This window comes from Citrobacter youngae, assembly GCF_003818115.1.
In the GTDB taxonomy this organism is placed as follows: domain Bacteria; phylum Pseudomonadota; class Gammaproteobacteria; order Enterobacterales; family Enterobacteriaceae; genus Citrobacter; species Citrobacter youngae.
Genome location: NZ_RPOI01000010.1, coordinates 13,654 through 27,124, shown reverse-complemented (window position 1 = coordinate 27,124; position 13,471 = coordinate 13,654). Strand labels below are relative to the sequence as shown.

At 52.8% G+C, this 13,471-nt stretch carries 11 protein-coding genes; 4 read left to right on the top strand and 7 right to left on the bottom strand.

Annotation, left to right across the window (positions count from 1 at the left end; translation table 11 throughout):
- Window positions 1–33: 33 nt before the first annotated feature.
- Window positions 34–954 (bottom strand): L,D-transpeptidase, encoded by a 921-nt coding sequence (gene ldtB, locus EHN13_RS08860; RefSeq protein WP_003035268.1) that lies wholly within the window; start codon window positions 952–954, stop codon window positions 34–36.
- Between the two features lie 233 nt (window positions 955–1,187).
- Between ldtB and EHN13_RS08855 the strand changes: the two genes are divergently transcribed.
- Together EHN13_RS08855 and EHN13_RS08850 are read left to right on the top strand one after the other, a co-directional pair.
- Window positions 1,188–2,780, top strand: a complete 1,593-nt coding sequence (locus EHN13_RS08855) for an ABC-F family ATPase (RefSeq protein WP_008784214.1) — start codon at window positions 1,188–1,190, stop codon at window positions 2,778–2,780.
- 101 nt (window positions 2,781–2,881) lie between these two features.
- Window positions 2,882–3,736: a hypothetical protein gene (locus EHN13_RS08850; RefSeq protein ID WP_061067591.1), complete on the top strand. Its 855-nt coding sequence runs from the start codon at window positions 2,882–2,884 to the stop codon at window positions 3,734–3,736.
- A 69-nt stretch (window positions 3,737–3,805) separates the two neighbouring features.
- Here the strand turns inward: EHN13_RS08850 and EHN13_RS08845 are convergent, their stop codons facing one another.
- The 4 genes from EHN13_RS08845 to EHN13_RS08830 form a co-directional block, all read right to left on the bottom strand.
- On the bottom strand, window positions 3,806–5,068 hold the full coding sequence (locus tag EHN13_RS08845) for a DUF1479 domain-containing protein (RefSeq protein WP_124021254.1): 1,263 nt from the start codon (window positions 5,066–5,068) through the stop codon (window positions 3,806–3,808).
- Window positions 5,069–5,216: 148 nt separating this feature from the next.
- Window positions 5,217–6,032, bottom strand: coding sequence for a Cof-type HAD-IIB family hydrolase (locus tag EHN13_RS08840; protein WP_048212185.1), 816 nt, complete (start codon window positions 6,030–6,032; stop codon window positions 5,217–5,219).
- A 169-nt stretch (window positions 6,033–6,201) separates the two neighbouring features.
- Complete coding sequence (locus EHN13_RS08835; protein ID WP_124021253.1) at window positions 6,202–8,634, bottom strand: glycyl radical protein; 2,433 nt, start codon at window positions 8,632–8,634, stop codon at window positions 6,202–6,204.
- A gap of 5 nt (window positions 8,635–8,639) precedes the next feature.
- Window positions 8,640–9,539 (bottom strand): glycyl-radical enzyme activating protein, encoded by a 900-nt coding sequence (locus EHN13_RS08830; protein ID WP_061067594.1) that lies wholly within the window; start codon window positions 9,537–9,539, stop codon window positions 8,640–8,642.
- Window positions 9,540–9,671: 132 nt separating this feature from the next.
- Here EHN13_RS08830 and fsa point away from each other — a divergent pair, with 132 nt between their 5' ends.
- On the top strand, window positions 9,672–10,334 hold the full coding sequence (gene fsa / locus EHN13_RS08825) for a fructose-6-phosphate aldolase (RefSeq protein WP_048212182.1): 663 nt from the start codon (window positions 9,672–9,674) through the stop codon (window positions 10,332–10,334).
- A gap of 86 nt (window positions 10,335–10,420) precedes the next feature.
- On the opposite strand, the gene moeB is transcribed toward fsa, so the two are convergent.
- Both moeB and moeA read right to left on the bottom strand, forming a co-directional pair.
- Window positions 10,421–11,170 (bottom strand): molybdopterin-synthase adenylyltransferase MoeB, encoded by a 750-nt coding sequence (moeB, locus tag EHN13_RS08820; protein ID WP_101741846.1) that lies wholly within the window; start codon window positions 11,168–11,170, stop codon window positions 10,421–10,423.
- Window positions 11,170–12,405, bottom strand: coding sequence for a molybdopterin molybdotransferase MoeA (gene moeA, locus EHN13_RS08815; protein WP_061067596.1), 1,236 nt, complete (start codon window positions 12,403–12,405; stop codon window positions 11,170–11,172). The genes moeB and moeA overlap by 1 nt, the downstream gene beginning before the upstream one ends.
- Before the next feature lie 175 nt (window positions 12,406–12,580).
- Between moeA and EHN13_RS08810 the strand changes: the two genes are divergently transcribed.
- A complete protein-coding gene (locus EHN13_RS08810) occupies window positions 12,581–13,369 on the top strand; it encodes an aminoglycoside adenylyltransferase family protein (RefSeq protein ID WP_124021252.1) in 789 nt (262 codons plus the stop codon).
- Window positions 13,370–13,471 lie beyond the last annotated feature (102 nt).

Sequence of the window (13,471 nt, the reverse complement as noted above, 5' to 3'; positions counted from 1 at the left end):
ATAAGCGTAGCGCCATCGGGCATGTATAGCCGATTAGTTCAGACGAACCGGCATACCAGAACGGTTCTGTACCGCCTGCTCAACGACGGCCTGATCGACGTCAGACTGACCGGTGATGCTGGTAATGCTCTTATTCAGCGTAATTGGTACGATTTCCCCGCCTTCAAACTGTGCTTCAGTCGTAGACAGCGGGTTATGTACCTCGATGTAACGGCTGCCGTCTGGTTCGGTAGTGGCTTTTACCGGCTCATCGATAAACTGGACGCGAGTACCGACCGGCACATTTTCAAACAGGAACTTGATGTCGTCGTTACGCAGACGCACGCAACCGTGGCTGACGCGTAAGCCGACGCCGAAGTTAGCATTGGTGCCGTGAATGGCGTACAGGCGACCGATATACAGCGCGTACAGACCCATCGGGTTATCAGGACCTGCCGGAACAACTGCTGGCAGCGGTTCGCCCGCAGCGCGGTATTCCGCATGCATTTTCGCGGTTGGCGTCCAGGTTGGACCCGCTTTCTTACGTTCAACTTTGGTGGTCCAGTTGATAGGGGTGTCTTTACCTAACTGGCCGATACCGATAGGCAGAACGATGACGGTGTTAGTACCTTTCGGGTAGTAGTACAGACGCATTTCGGCGCTGTTAATCACAATACCTTCATGCACGGTATCCGGCAGGATCAACTGCTGAGGAATGTTCAGCACTGTGCCGCCTTTCGGCAGGAAGGTATCCACGCCCGGGTTAGCTTCCAGCATGTTAGACAGACCCATCTGATACTCCGCCGCAAAATATTCCAGCGGTTGGGTGTTGCCTTCAGGAATCGTGATGACCTGGTTCTGGCCAATCAAACGGCTGCCATCGGTAGGCAGCGGGTACGTGACGGCAGAAGCGGTGTTACAAAAACCAACTATTGCGAGTGCCGCCGCGAAAAGCGTTGTTAATTTCATATTCATGTTCATGTATGCGAGATTCAGTGCCAGGCAGGCTAGTGGGTTGAGATTTATGTAGTGTTGGGCAGGCATTATATGTGCATTCTGAGCAACAAGGAATTCGGATGTGTACTAAATCACATTTTTTTCCTTTTGCTTTCACTTTATCTGTGCTGCATGAACGGCGCGATCTTATTGCAGAGTTATGGCATAATAAGCGGTTTGTCACATATTTCTTTCTCTTTCAGGATACGCCAGTGTTAGTTTCCAGCAACGTCACTATGCAGTTCGGCAGTAAGCCGCTGTTTGAAAATATTTCCGTCAAATTTGGCGGCGGCAATCGTTACGGCCTGATTGGCGCGAACGGTAGCGGTAAATCCACCTTTATGAAAATTCTCGGCGGCGACCTCGAACCGACGCTGGGCAACGTTTCCCTCGATCCGAATGAGCGCATCGGTAAGTTGCGTCAGGATCAATTCGCCTTTGAAGAGTTCACCGTTCTCGACACCGTTATTATGGGTCACGCTGAACTGTGGGAAGTGAAGCAGGAGCGCGATCGCATTTATGCGCTGGCCGAGATGAGCGAAGAAGACGGCTATAAAGTGGCTGACCTTGAAGTTCAGTACGGCGAAATGGACGGCTACTCTGCGGAAGCGCGTGCGGGTGAACTGCTGCTGGGCGTCGGTATTCCGGTAGAGCAGCATTACGGCCCGATGAGCGAAGTCGCGCCCGGCTGGAAACTGCGTGTGCTTCTGGCACAGGCGCTGTTCTCTAACCCGGACATTCTGCTGCTCGACGAACCAACCAACAACCTGGATATCGACACCATTCGCTGGCTGGAGCAGACGCTGAACGAGCGTGACAGCACCATGATCATCATTTCGCACGACCGTCACTTCCTGAACATGGTCTGCACGCACATGGCGGATCTGGACTACGGCGAACTGCGTGTTTATCCGGGTAACTACGACGAATACATGACGGCGGCAACCCAGGCGCGTGAACGTCTGCTGGCCGATAACGCCAAGAAGAAAGCACAGATTGCCGATCTGCAATCCTTCGTCAGCCGCTTTAGCGCCAACGCATCTAAATCTCGTCAGGCGACCTCTCGTGCGCGTCAGATTGATAAGATCAAGCTCGATGAAGTGAAAGCCTCCAGCCGTCAGAACCCGTTCATCCGTTTCGAGCAGGATAAGAAACTGTTCCGTAACGCGCTGGAAGTGGAAGCGCTGGCGAAAGGTTTTGATGAAGGCCCGCTGTTTAAAAACTTCAACCTGCTGCTGGAAGTGGGGGAGAAGGTTGCCATCATTGGTGCCAACGGCGTGGGTAAATCCACCATGCTGAAAACGTTGGTTGGCGATTTGCAGCCGGACAACGGTACCGTTAAGTGGTCTGAAAACGCCCAGGTTGGTTACTACGCGCAGGATCATGAATACGAGTTTGAAAACGATCTGACCGTTTTCGAATGGATGAGCCAGTGGAAACAAGAAGGCGACGATGAGCAGGTTGTGCGCAGCTTCCTCGGTCGTCTGCTGTTCAGCCAGGACGATATCAAGAAGCCTGCAAAAGTGCTCTCCGGTGGTGAAAAAGGACGCATGCTGTTCGGTAAGCTGATGATGCAGAAACCGAATATTCTGGTGATGGATGAACCAACCAACCACCTGGATATGGAATCTATCGAGTCGCTGAACATGGCGCTGGAAATGTACCAGGGCACGCTGATCTTTGTTTCTCACGACCGTGAGTTCGTCAGTTCGCTGGCAACCCGCGTGATTGAAATTACGCCGGAACGCGTGATCGACTTCACCGGCAACTACGAAGATTACCTGCGAAGTAAAGGCGTCGAATAAGTCTCTCTCCCCGCACTTTTCTGAAAAAAAGTTCTACTGATTAATCTTAGCCACAATTGTGGCTAAGATACTTTCCATAACGACCTATGCAAGGAAAGAAAATGAGTCAGATGGAACCACTCTCTTTAGCCAATCTTAAATTAAACTTACTAAATTTAAACAACAGCAACGAGCATCCTTTCATTTTACGTGAAGATGGTGATGATATTGTTGCATCCTGGAATATCGAAGATGCTGAGTGGATAGATTATTTCAGTCAATACGGATTGCAAAAACAATATGAGTTAAGACTGTTTTTCAATGAAAGCAAAAAGCAAATTACTTATCGTGAAAAAACGACCGATGTGGAGTGGGATGCAGATTTGGGTGGGTTCAGATTAAGCAAATCTGTCCAGATCGGGAAACGCCTTGAGTTTTCTGCTGGGGGATCCTGGGGTAAAAAAGAAGATGGTAGCTTCGGTAAAATTGATGGCTATAAATTTGTATCAACGGAAATTACCGATCCTATTTTTGATATTGTTCGTGATGCGGGATGGCAGGTTCGTGGTCTGTTAGCAGACAAGAAGAAAAGGAAATTTGTTATTGCGGGAGCGGTGATTGCCGCACTGATTATTTTTATCGGCCTTGGCACTTTCCTTTTTTCCACGATGGGTGATTTGAAGGATGCTGCGCGAACAGAGATAGATTTGCTCCGTGATGGAAAATATATTCAGGCTTATCAGGCAAGCTCTTCTTCTTTGCAAAGAAAAATGAACAGCGAGGATTTTAAGCTTGTAACCGAGTCTGTTCATTTTGATGATATTAGTGAATACAGTTTCGATAGTTTCAATGTAGTAAATGATGTTGGTTCTTTGTCTGGAAGCGTAGAGTTTAAAAACGGAGAGTCTGGCGAGATTAACGTTACTATGCTCAAAGAAAAGGATAAATGGAAACTGGCAGCAATTTCAGTAGAATAAAAAAATACCCGGTTTTTATCATATAATGAAGAAAACCGGACTATTTTAAAAGCGATGAAAGGGGAAGGATTATTCCATCCCCAGCGCGCGTTTACCGTGGATATTCAAATCCTCCAGCGTGAAGCGTCCTTCCCAGTTCGTTTCATAATCCTCGCGCGGGAAATCACCCGGCGACGCGCCTTTTTCCAGCGCGGCTTTCACTTTGTGAGCGTAGGCCAGATTCTTTTCGCACATCGGTGCGGCAGGGATGTACATCACGTTGCCCCAACCCTGTTGATTTTCTACCGGCGCGACGGCGTGAATGACATCACAATGCCACCACACTGAGTCTCCGGCTTCCAGCTGTGGAATGCTGGTTAGCGCTTCAATCAGCAGCGGATGCCATTGCGCGGAAATCGGCAGGACTCTGCCGGGCGCGACGCCGCACAGTTCATCTTCCGGCACATCGTCAAGCAATGGGCGTAACAGCACATATGCCATCGCTTCTGGAATAGGGACCACGTGCAACAATCCCTGACCTGGCAGCATATCGGACAGTGCTGTCCAACCCTGGAAGGTACGGAAGACTGAACATTTGGTGGTGTTATCCACCGTGTACTCTTCTACTTCGGTGCGATGCGCTGCCTGCCACGGATCGTAATCGTCCAGTTTACCATTGAAAACATGAGCAAATACCCGCTGATACGCAGGCAGCAGCCAGCGTTCCAGCGCGCCGGAATCCGTATGCGCGCCCAGCCCTTTGGACGTGGTTCCCGGCGGACGGCGGCGTATACGGTCAGGGTAGATAACGCTGACATCCGGGTTAAACCATTGTTTACCTTCGCTTGAAAATGTCCAAAGACGATTGAGGAACGACTGGGCATTGGCCATTTCTTCACTCTGGCGGGCCTGCATCTGCGCCTGGGACCAGTAAATGGGGTAGATTTCAGGTCGCGATGCACTCAGGGTGCCGAAGAAGTTATCGCCCGGTCCTTTGTAGACGTCATCAAAATGGTTGCGATCCAGGTAATCGAGCATCGACTGATCCCATGCCAGCGCCTGTTCGCGGGGGAAATGCCCCTTAATGACCGCGCATCCGCGACGCTTAATTTCTTCACGCTGCTCTGCACTCACGCGACCCGCTTTAATATCCGCATAGGACAACACAGGCCATACCGGGGAGCCTTGCGCTTTGAGGGCGTTGATTTCCGCCACGCGGGTGGCAATGGCATCGCTCAGTTGATTGAAGATCAACTGAACATCCCCAAGCTGTACCCGCAGTTGCTGTTTCATCTGACGGATTGCCGCTTTGTGATCGGCGGGCAATGTGTCGCTGGTAAAAGTAAAAGCCATAACCACCTCGCATAACTTTCATTTGAAACTTATATAACTTACAAGTGCAATATAAGTTAAAAATAAGTTAATGCAAGTTTAAAAACTTGATGGTGTGCACGGAATGCAAAAACGGTGAGAACCGGAGCAGGTACTCCGGTTGGCAGGATCAGGCGTTAAAAGGCGAAGTGTTATCCAGCACCGCCTGAATCACGTTCAGCGCGCCTTGATGGTTATTATCGTCGGTCTGATAGCGGGCAATAAATTTGATGTTCTCGGCTGCATTAGCCATGGCGAAAGAGTAGTGCGCCATTTTCAACATTTCCGCGTCGTTGCCGCTGTCGCCAATGGCGACCACGTTTTGTGGTGACAGGTTCCAGCGTTTTAACAGACGGCTGATCCCGTTGGCTTTATGTAAGCCGGGAATGATCAGGTCGATAAACCCAAAGCCGCTGGTGACGGGCTTCATAATGCCGTCGAGAGCAGAATGAAGGTGATCGATAACTAATGGGATCTGTTGGTCAGGTAAATTCAGCGAGAACTTGAACAGCACATCGTCGATATCCTGGTAATCTTTTACGGGTTTCAGGCGATGGTAGTGTTTTGCCATCAATGCGACAAAGGACTCTGGGGCATTTTCGCTCACGTAGGCGCTTTGCAGTCCACAGGCCACAAAGTTGAGCTGCTTATCTTTGAGCAGTTCGCCAATGACAATGCGGGATTCGTGGCGGGTCAGCTCGCCGTGAAACAGTTGCTTACCATGTTCGAATACCAATGCTCCATTTTCGGCAACAAAGGAGATCTCATTTTTCAGCTCGGGGAAGAAGGAGATAAGCTGGTAGTACTGATTGCCGCTGGCCACGACAAATTCAATGTCTCTTTTTTTCAGTTCCTGGTACTGCGCCATAAAGCGTTCGCGATCGTATTGCTTGGCGTCGTCGAGAAACGTTCCGTCCATATCGGTGACGATAACGTTGATGGTCATATATGCTCCTGGCTTATAACTGCAACCAGAAACATTCTAATAACAATGTGACCTATAGCACAAATTTAATTTCGAATGAAAGTAAAAGGCCGGGTGGCAGCTTCGCCTTACCCGGCTAAAGGGAGAGTATGTAGGCCCGGTAAGCACAGTGCCACCGGGCGGGAGGGGGTTACAGCATATGTTCAGTGCGCGCGATGATATCGTCCTGCGCATCCGGAGACAGCGCGGTGAAGAAGGCGGAATAACCCGCGACACGCACCACCAGGTCACGGTACTGATCCGGGTGTTTTTTGGCTTCCAGCAGCGTTTCACGAGAAACGATGTTGTACTGAATATGCCAGCCTTTGTGCTCTTCAAAGAAGGTACGCAGCAGAATCATCAGCTTTTGTTTATCAGACTCATTTTCCAGCGTGGCCGGGTTCAGCTTCTGGTTTAACAGTACGCCGCCGAGGATTGAGCCGGTAGGCAGTTTACCTACAGAGCCAATTACCGCCGTTGGGCCGAGATGGTCCGTACCGGAGGCCGGGCTGGCGCCTTCTGCCAGCGGAGTATGCGCTTTACGGCCATCCGGCGTTGCCATGGTTGCCGCGCCAAATGGTACGTTTGCGGAGATAGACGAGGTCCCGGCATAGTAGTTGCCGCCAACCGGACCACGGCCGTAACGCGGGTTGTGATACTGTTTCAGCTCGTTGATATAGGTCTGATAAGCGCGAGCCAGCAGCGCATCAACGCTATCGTCATCGTTGCCGTACTTTGGCGCGCCGTTGATCAGGCGTTGACGCAACTGCTCGTGGGTCAGACCATCAAAATCATCAGCCAGCGCGGCGGCCAGTTGTTGTTGGCCGATAGTCCCCTGTTCAAAGACCAGTTTCTTCACTGCTGCCAGGCTGTTGCCGAGGTTGGCAATACCCACCTGCAGACCGGATACCCAGTCATACTTCGCGCCGCCTTGCTTAATGCTTTTCGCACGTTCAATACAGTCATCTACCAGCGCGGAGCACAGAATATCGTGTACGTTTTCTTCCAGCATGGTGTCGACGACATACTCTATTTCGATCGATTTGCGCGTGTAGTAGCGGATCTGCGTATCCCAGGCGTCCATCACTTCGTCGAAATTATTAAAGTTGCCGACTGAAAGCGCTTTTTCCTGCGGCAGGAATACTTTGCCGCTGGTGGCATCACGTCCGCCTTCCAGCGCCGCCAGCATCACGCGGGCAAAGTTAATAAAGCTCATGCCGGTGCAACGGTAGCCCCATTTGCCGCCAACGGCGGTTTCGATGCAACCAATAGCTGCGTAGTCATAGGCGTCCTGCGGTTCAATGCCCAGCTTAATGAATTCCGGAATGACGATTTCATCGTTGTTAAAGGCTGGCATCCCGAAGCCGCAGCGGATCACCTGCACGCAGGCATCCAGGAAGTCATTACTCATCCCAGCATGATAACGCACGCTGAGGTTCGGCTGGGTAGAGCGCAGTCGGCCACAGGATTCCAGAATGGCATAGGAGAGCGGGTTGACGGCATCTATCGCCTGACCGTTGACCAGGTTCTGGCCACCGATGGTCACGTTCTGATACAGCGGGCTGCCTGCTGAGGCTTTCGAGTGGGAGCCAGAGCGAATTTTGTTTACTTCCAGCAATTTCAGCCAGCAGCTGTGCAACAGCTCAATGGCGTGCTCACGATCGAGACTCTGGTTTAGTTCTACATCACGACGGTAGAACGGATAGAGGTACTGATCCATGCGGCCAAACGATACGGAGTGACCGTTCGATTCAATTTGCAGGATCAACTGGATAAAGTAGCACAACTGCAGCGCCTGCCAGAACGTTTTTGGCGGCTCATGGGCGATGACATCGCAGTTTTCCGCCATGGTCAGCAGTTCATCACGGCGGCTGGCGCGCGTTTCTGTGGACGCCATTTTACGCGCCAGCGCGGCAAAGCGCTCAATGTGCAGGCTGACGGCCTCCAGCACGATATCAATCGCTTTCAGGAACTGATCGCCATGGAGGTCTTCCAGACAAGTCAGATTAATGCGGGAACGACGTTCATCGACTTTGTGGCGCAGACCGTCGAGACCTTTTTCCAGCAGCAGCGGGAAGTTCACCGCCAGGTGTGCGTCGCCGGAGGTCATATTACCTTCAGCTTTGATAATGCCGGTTTCCAGCAGCCCTTTTTGTTCGTCGGTAAACATGCCGTAGCAGCGGTCCTGTACGGTCTGACCGCGCCACCATGGGCACACCTCATGCAATACGCGCTTGTTCTCTTCGCTAACCGCGAAGCCTGCACCGGGCCTGTCGGCGAGATCATCGATCTCTTTTTCAATCCAGGAGACGGTGTATTCCGGGAAGATTGGCGCGGCGCGTACTTCGCTTGCCTGGTTACCGATGATCAACTCGTCATGCTTGATCCAGATAGTGCGTTCCGCCAGGTGATGAGCCAGTGCCAGCGCACGGCGTACCGGGATGGGTTTATCCAGATGCTGTTGGTACATCTCGGTATAGTGCTGGGCGCGCTCGGTACAAACCGGCGGTTTCACGATGTGGATCAGGGCCGTTTTATGCGCTTTGATACGATCGCTGAGTGTGTCCAGTTTCAGAGTAGTCATGGCGATTATCCTCGTAGGGTCGCGGTTAAACCTTTAAGGCTGGCGTACTGCTGGGCAAATTTGAGCAGCGCAGGCGCATCAAGCGGTTTATCCGGGGCGTTGTAGGGTTGATTGAGTAAGTTGTACTTGTTGATGCCCAGCGTGTGGTAGGGCAAAAAATGGATCTCTCCGACGTGGAGTTCGTCGGCGGCAAAATCGGTAATGGCCTGAATAGCTGCTTCGTCAGCGTTGAATCCCTGAATCAGCGGGACGCGGATAATTATTTTTTTACCGGCGGCGGCCAGTTTTTTCAGGTTTTCCAGCACGCGAGAGGCGCTGCCATCGGTCCACTGTTTAAACGGCGCGTCGGCGACATGCTTTAAATCGGCCAGGAACAGATCAACGTAGGGTAATGACGGCTCAATATACTTCCAGGGAACATGCAAACAGGTTTCTACTGCCGTATGAATGCCTGCTTCGTGGCTGGCCTGGAACAATTCAGCCGCCAGCTCTGGCTGCATAAACGGTTCGCCGCCGGAAAGCGTGAGTCCCCCTCCGCTGCGGTCGTAAAACGGTTTATCCCGCAATACGGTCGCCATGATTTCGTCCACGCTTTTTACCTCTCCACAGACGGTCAGCGCCTGGGTAGGGCAGCAGTGGGTCAGCGCCGTCAGAGCATCATCGGTCAGTTTTTCGCGATGAATCAGCAACCCGCTCAGTGCCCGCTCAATCACCTCCGGTGCCGCCTGAGCACAAAGATCGCAACCATCAAGGCACAGACGTGCGTCATAGAGCAGATCCCGCGTCCGGGCGCGGCTTTCCGGATTCTGGCACCACCGACAGCCCAGTGAGCATCCCTTAAGGAACACCACGGTGCGGATACCTGGACCATCATGCGTGGAATAGCGCTGGATATTGAAAATCATAAGCGGCCTCTTTTCTTTCGTATAAAGATTAAATTACTTTCGAATGAAAGTTATATTGACGTGCGTCAACTAACCGCGAGGTTTCGCCGTGCTACCTTTTATTCATGCTAATTATTCGTTTGAGGAAAGGTGATGGAACTCTATTTAGATACGTCTGATGTTGCCGCGGTAAAAGCGCTGGCGCGTGTTTTTCCGTTGGCAGGGGTGACCACTAACCCAAGCATTGTGGCGGCAGGTAAGCAGACGCTGGACGTGTTACTGCCGCAATTGCAGGACGCGATGGGTGGGCAAGGCCGCCTGTTTGCACAGGTAATGGCGACCACCGCCGAAGGGATGGTCAGCGATGCGCGTAAACTGCGGGCAATCATCGCGGATATCGTCGTGAAAGTGCCGGTCACGGCAGAGGGTCTGGCAGCAATTAAATTGCTGAAAGAAGAGGGCATCCCGACGCTGGGGACCGCGGTTTACGGTGCTGCTCAGGGGCTTTTAGCTGCGCTGGCTGGCGCCGAATATGTTGCGCCATACGTTAACCGCGTGGACGCTCAGGGGGGCGACGGCATTCAGACGGTGACCGATCTGCAGGCCTTATTGAAAATGCATGCCCCGCACGCCAAAGTGCTGGCAGCCAGTTTCAAAACGCCGCGTCAGGCGCTGGATTGCCTGCTGGTCGGCTGTGAGTCCATCACGCTGCCGCTGGATGTCGCTCAGCAGATGATTAGCTCTCCAGCCGTTGATGCTGCCGTGGCGAAGTTTGAGCACGACTGGCAGAGCGCATTTGGTCGCACGTCGATCTGATGCTGTTGCCGGGTGGCGCTAACGCTTACCCGGCCTACGTTCGAGCCGTTGTAGGTCGGGTAAGGCGAAGCCGCCACCCGACTTTTTTACCGACTACAAACCTCGCACCCCGGATTACGCATCAGCTTCATTTCGCGAAACTGGCAGGTCATGGCGTCGTACATGACGATTTTTCCAGACGCCGGTTTACCGTAGCTTGCCAGCAGCTTAATGGCTTCCATCGCCTGTAACGATCCGATCACGCCGATTAGCGGGGCCATCACGCCTGCCTCGACGCAGGTCAGGGCGTTTTCACCGAACAGACGGCTCAGGCAACGGTAGCAGGGCTCGCCTTCCTGATACGTAAAGACGGTAATTTGCCCTTCCATGCGAATTGCCGCACCGGAAACCAGCGGAACCCCGGCGGCAAAGCATCCTGAATTCAGCTGATTGCGGATGCTGACGTTATCCGTACAGTCCAGCACCAAATCGTGTTCGGCGATAAGCGAGTGAATCTCGCTCTCGTCCAGCAGCGCATTCACTGGCGTAATGGCGATATAGGGGTTGATTCGCGCCAGGGCGTCGCGGGCGGAGAGCACTTTCGGCTGTCCAACGGTCGCATCGCTGTGCAGCGTCTGGCGCTGGAGGTTCGACACGGAGACCGTGTCAAAGTCGAGCAGGGTTAAATGTCCGATGCCCGCGCCCGCCAGATACTGAGTTGCCGCGCATCCCAGCCCTCCCAGACCAACGACCAGTACCCGCGCCTCCTTGAGCGCTTCCTGACCTTCGAAATCGAAGCCGCGCAGAATGATTTGCCGGTTATAGCGCATCATCTCCTGGTCGCTGAGTTCTGCCATTACAGGCCTCCAAACAGTGCGTTAAACGGCTCGACCTCAACCCATTCTCCGGCTTCGACGTTACCACGGTCGCGTTCCAGCACGATAAAACAGTTGCCCAGGCTAAAGGAGCTAAAAATATGCGAGCCCTGATGTCCGGTAGTGGTGACTTCCAGTTCGCCTTCTGCGGTACGCTGTAATACACCGCGCTGAAAATCCAGACGGCCAGGCGTTTTCTTCAGACGTGATGCGCTGCGCACGCGCTGGCGTGGCGGCAGTCCGCAGGCGGTGTTACCGCTGAGTTTCGCCAGTAGCGGTTGGACCAGTTGATAAAAGGTGAGGGCCGCTGACACCGGGTTACCCGGCAGGCCGCAAAACCAGCTGTTGCTTAGTTTGCCAAAGGCGAACGGTTTACCGGGTTTGATGGCCAATTTCCAGAAGGCAATTTCTCCCAGTTCTTCCAGAATGGTTTTGGTGTAATCCGCTTCGCCAACAGAAACACCACCGGAACTGATAACGACATCGGCCTGGCTGTCGGCTTCGATAAACGCGGCGCGCAGCGCGTTGGGATCGTCACGAATAATCCCTAAGTTGATCACCTCGCAGCCCAACTGCTGCAGCATCAGATGTACGGTCAGACGGTTAGTATCATAAATCTGTCCGTCGCCCAGCGGCTGACCCGGCAGTTGCAGTTCATCACCGGTGGAGAACAACGCCACGCGGACTTTGCGCACGACGGGGACATCGGCAATACCGAGCGAAGCCAGCACGGGAAGCTCGGCGGTGGTCAGGCGAGTCCCGGCGGGAAATACCACCGCGCCGTTGGCAATATCTTCACCGCGCAGACGAATATTTTGTCCGCTGCGGACGTCGGCGGTAAAACGCACACCGTCGTCAGTTTGTTCCGTTTGCTCCTGCATCACTACCGCTTCGCAACCGACAGGAACCGGGGCACCGGTCATAATACGGATGCAGGTTCCCGCAGGCCACTCGCCATGGAAAGGCTGACCGGCAAAGGCTTTACCTGCAACGGAGAGCGGCTGGCCGGATTGCAGATCAGCCAAACGCACCGCATAACCATCCATTGCAGAGTTATCGAATCCAGGGACATCAATCGGGGAGACGATGTCGGTCGCCAGAATACGACCAAAGCATTGAACCAGGGGCAGCGTTTCGACGGCGGTGAGTGGGGTAATACGCGAAAGCATCTGAGAGAGAGCCGTTTCAAGCGGCATCAGTCCGGCGGTAAATTCCATGTGAAGACTCCTGCGGGGCAAAATCGAATCCGGTTATTATGTCAGAAAATGGACGCGGACAGTATGCCACCTCAGGCTTAGGATCGGATCTGATAACGGTTTTCTGCCAGAGGATAGCGCGACAGGAAAAATGCCGTATAAACTCAATGTTTCTGCTTTTTTCCCTGGGGGCTAAATGACTCATAATATCCCGGACGCCATTCGACGCCAGGTGGATGCCGCCAGTGCGCTCATCCGCCAGATTTTCGAGGGGAATCTCGTTGCCATTCATTTGTATGGATCTGCTGTTGAAGGGGGATTAAAACCCCAAAGCGACATCGATTTACTGGTTACCATCAGGCAACCGCTGGATATGCAGCAAAGAAAAAAATTGATGCAGGATTTGCTGGCTATTTCTGCGCCTCCCGGCGTCTGCGTGCGGTATCGTGCGCTGGAAGTGACCGTTGTACTGTTCTCGCAGATTGTACCGTGGCGATTTCCACCGGCGAGAGAGATGCAGTTTGGTGAATGGTTGCGTGAAGATATCTGCGCTGGTGTGTATGAACCGGCGCAGGTGGATCCCGACCTTTCCATTCTGCTGACCCAGGCCCGGCGTGCCAGCGTACCGTTGTTCGGTGAACCCGCTGAGAGATTATTCAACGTCATCCCTTTTAGCGATATCGTACAAACATTTCGACATATCCTTGATATGTGGCAGAAACTGGCCGATTTAGAAGGGGACGAGCGGAATATTATCCTTGCTCTGGCACGCATCTGGTATAGCGTGGTTACGGGCAATATTGTCGCTAAAGATGAGGCTGCGTCCTGGCTGATACCGCAATTGCCCACTGAACATGCCGCCACGTTGCAGGCTGCGCGTGCGGAATATCTGGGGTTAACCAAACAGAACTGGGCCGCATGTATGCCGTCTGTTGAACGCTTTGTGTTTTATGCAAAAAAACAGATTACCGATCGGTTGAATTAATTTATTCAATAACGTCGGGGAATCTCCTGTTTGTTGAACACTGCTGCATGACCTGATGCGAAGAAGTGTGAGGGGCGGGCCTTTACCTTTACATGACGTCTG

Excerpts from the sequence above, each read along its gene's own strand:
- ldtB (WP_003035268.1), bottom strand. The coding sequence starts at position 954 with ATGAATATGAAATTAACAACGCTTTTCGCGGCGGCACTCGCAATAGTT.
- EHN13_RS08850 (WP_061067591.1), top strand. The coding sequence starts at position 2,882 with ATGAGTCAGATGGAACCACTCTCTTTAGCCAATCTTAAATTAAACTTA.
- EHN13_RS08845 (WP_124021254.1), bottom strand. The coding sequence starts at position 5,068 with ATGGCTTTTACTTTTACCAGCGACACATTGCCCGCCGATCACAAAGCG.
- EHN13_RS08840 (WP_048212185.1), bottom strand. The coding sequence starts at position 6,032 with ATGACCATCAACGTTATCGTCACCGATATGGACGGAACGTTTCTCGAC.
- EHN13_RS08835 (WP_124021253.1), bottom strand. The coding sequence starts at position 8,634 with ATGACTACTCTGAAACTGGACACACTCAGCGATCGTATCAAAGCGCAT.
- EHN13_RS08830 (WP_061067594.1), bottom strand. The coding sequence starts at position 9,539 with ATGATTTTCAATATCCAGCGCTATTCCACGCATGATGGTCCAGGTATC.
- fsa (WP_048212182.1), top strand. The coding sequence starts at position 9,672 with ATGGAACTCTATTTAGATACGTCTGATGTTGCCGCGGTAAAAGCGCTG.
- moeB (WP_101741846.1), bottom strand. The coding sequence starts at position 11,170 with ATGGCAGAACTCAGCGACCAGGAGATGATGCGCTATAACCGGCAAATC.
- moeA (WP_061067596.1), bottom strand. The coding sequence starts at position 12,405 with ATGGAATTTACCGCCGGACTGATGCCGCTTGAAACGGCTCTCTCTCAG.
- EHN13_RS08810 (WP_124021252.1), top strand. The coding sequence starts at position 12,581 with ATGACTCATAATATCCCGGACGCCATTCGACGCCAGGTGGATGCCGCC.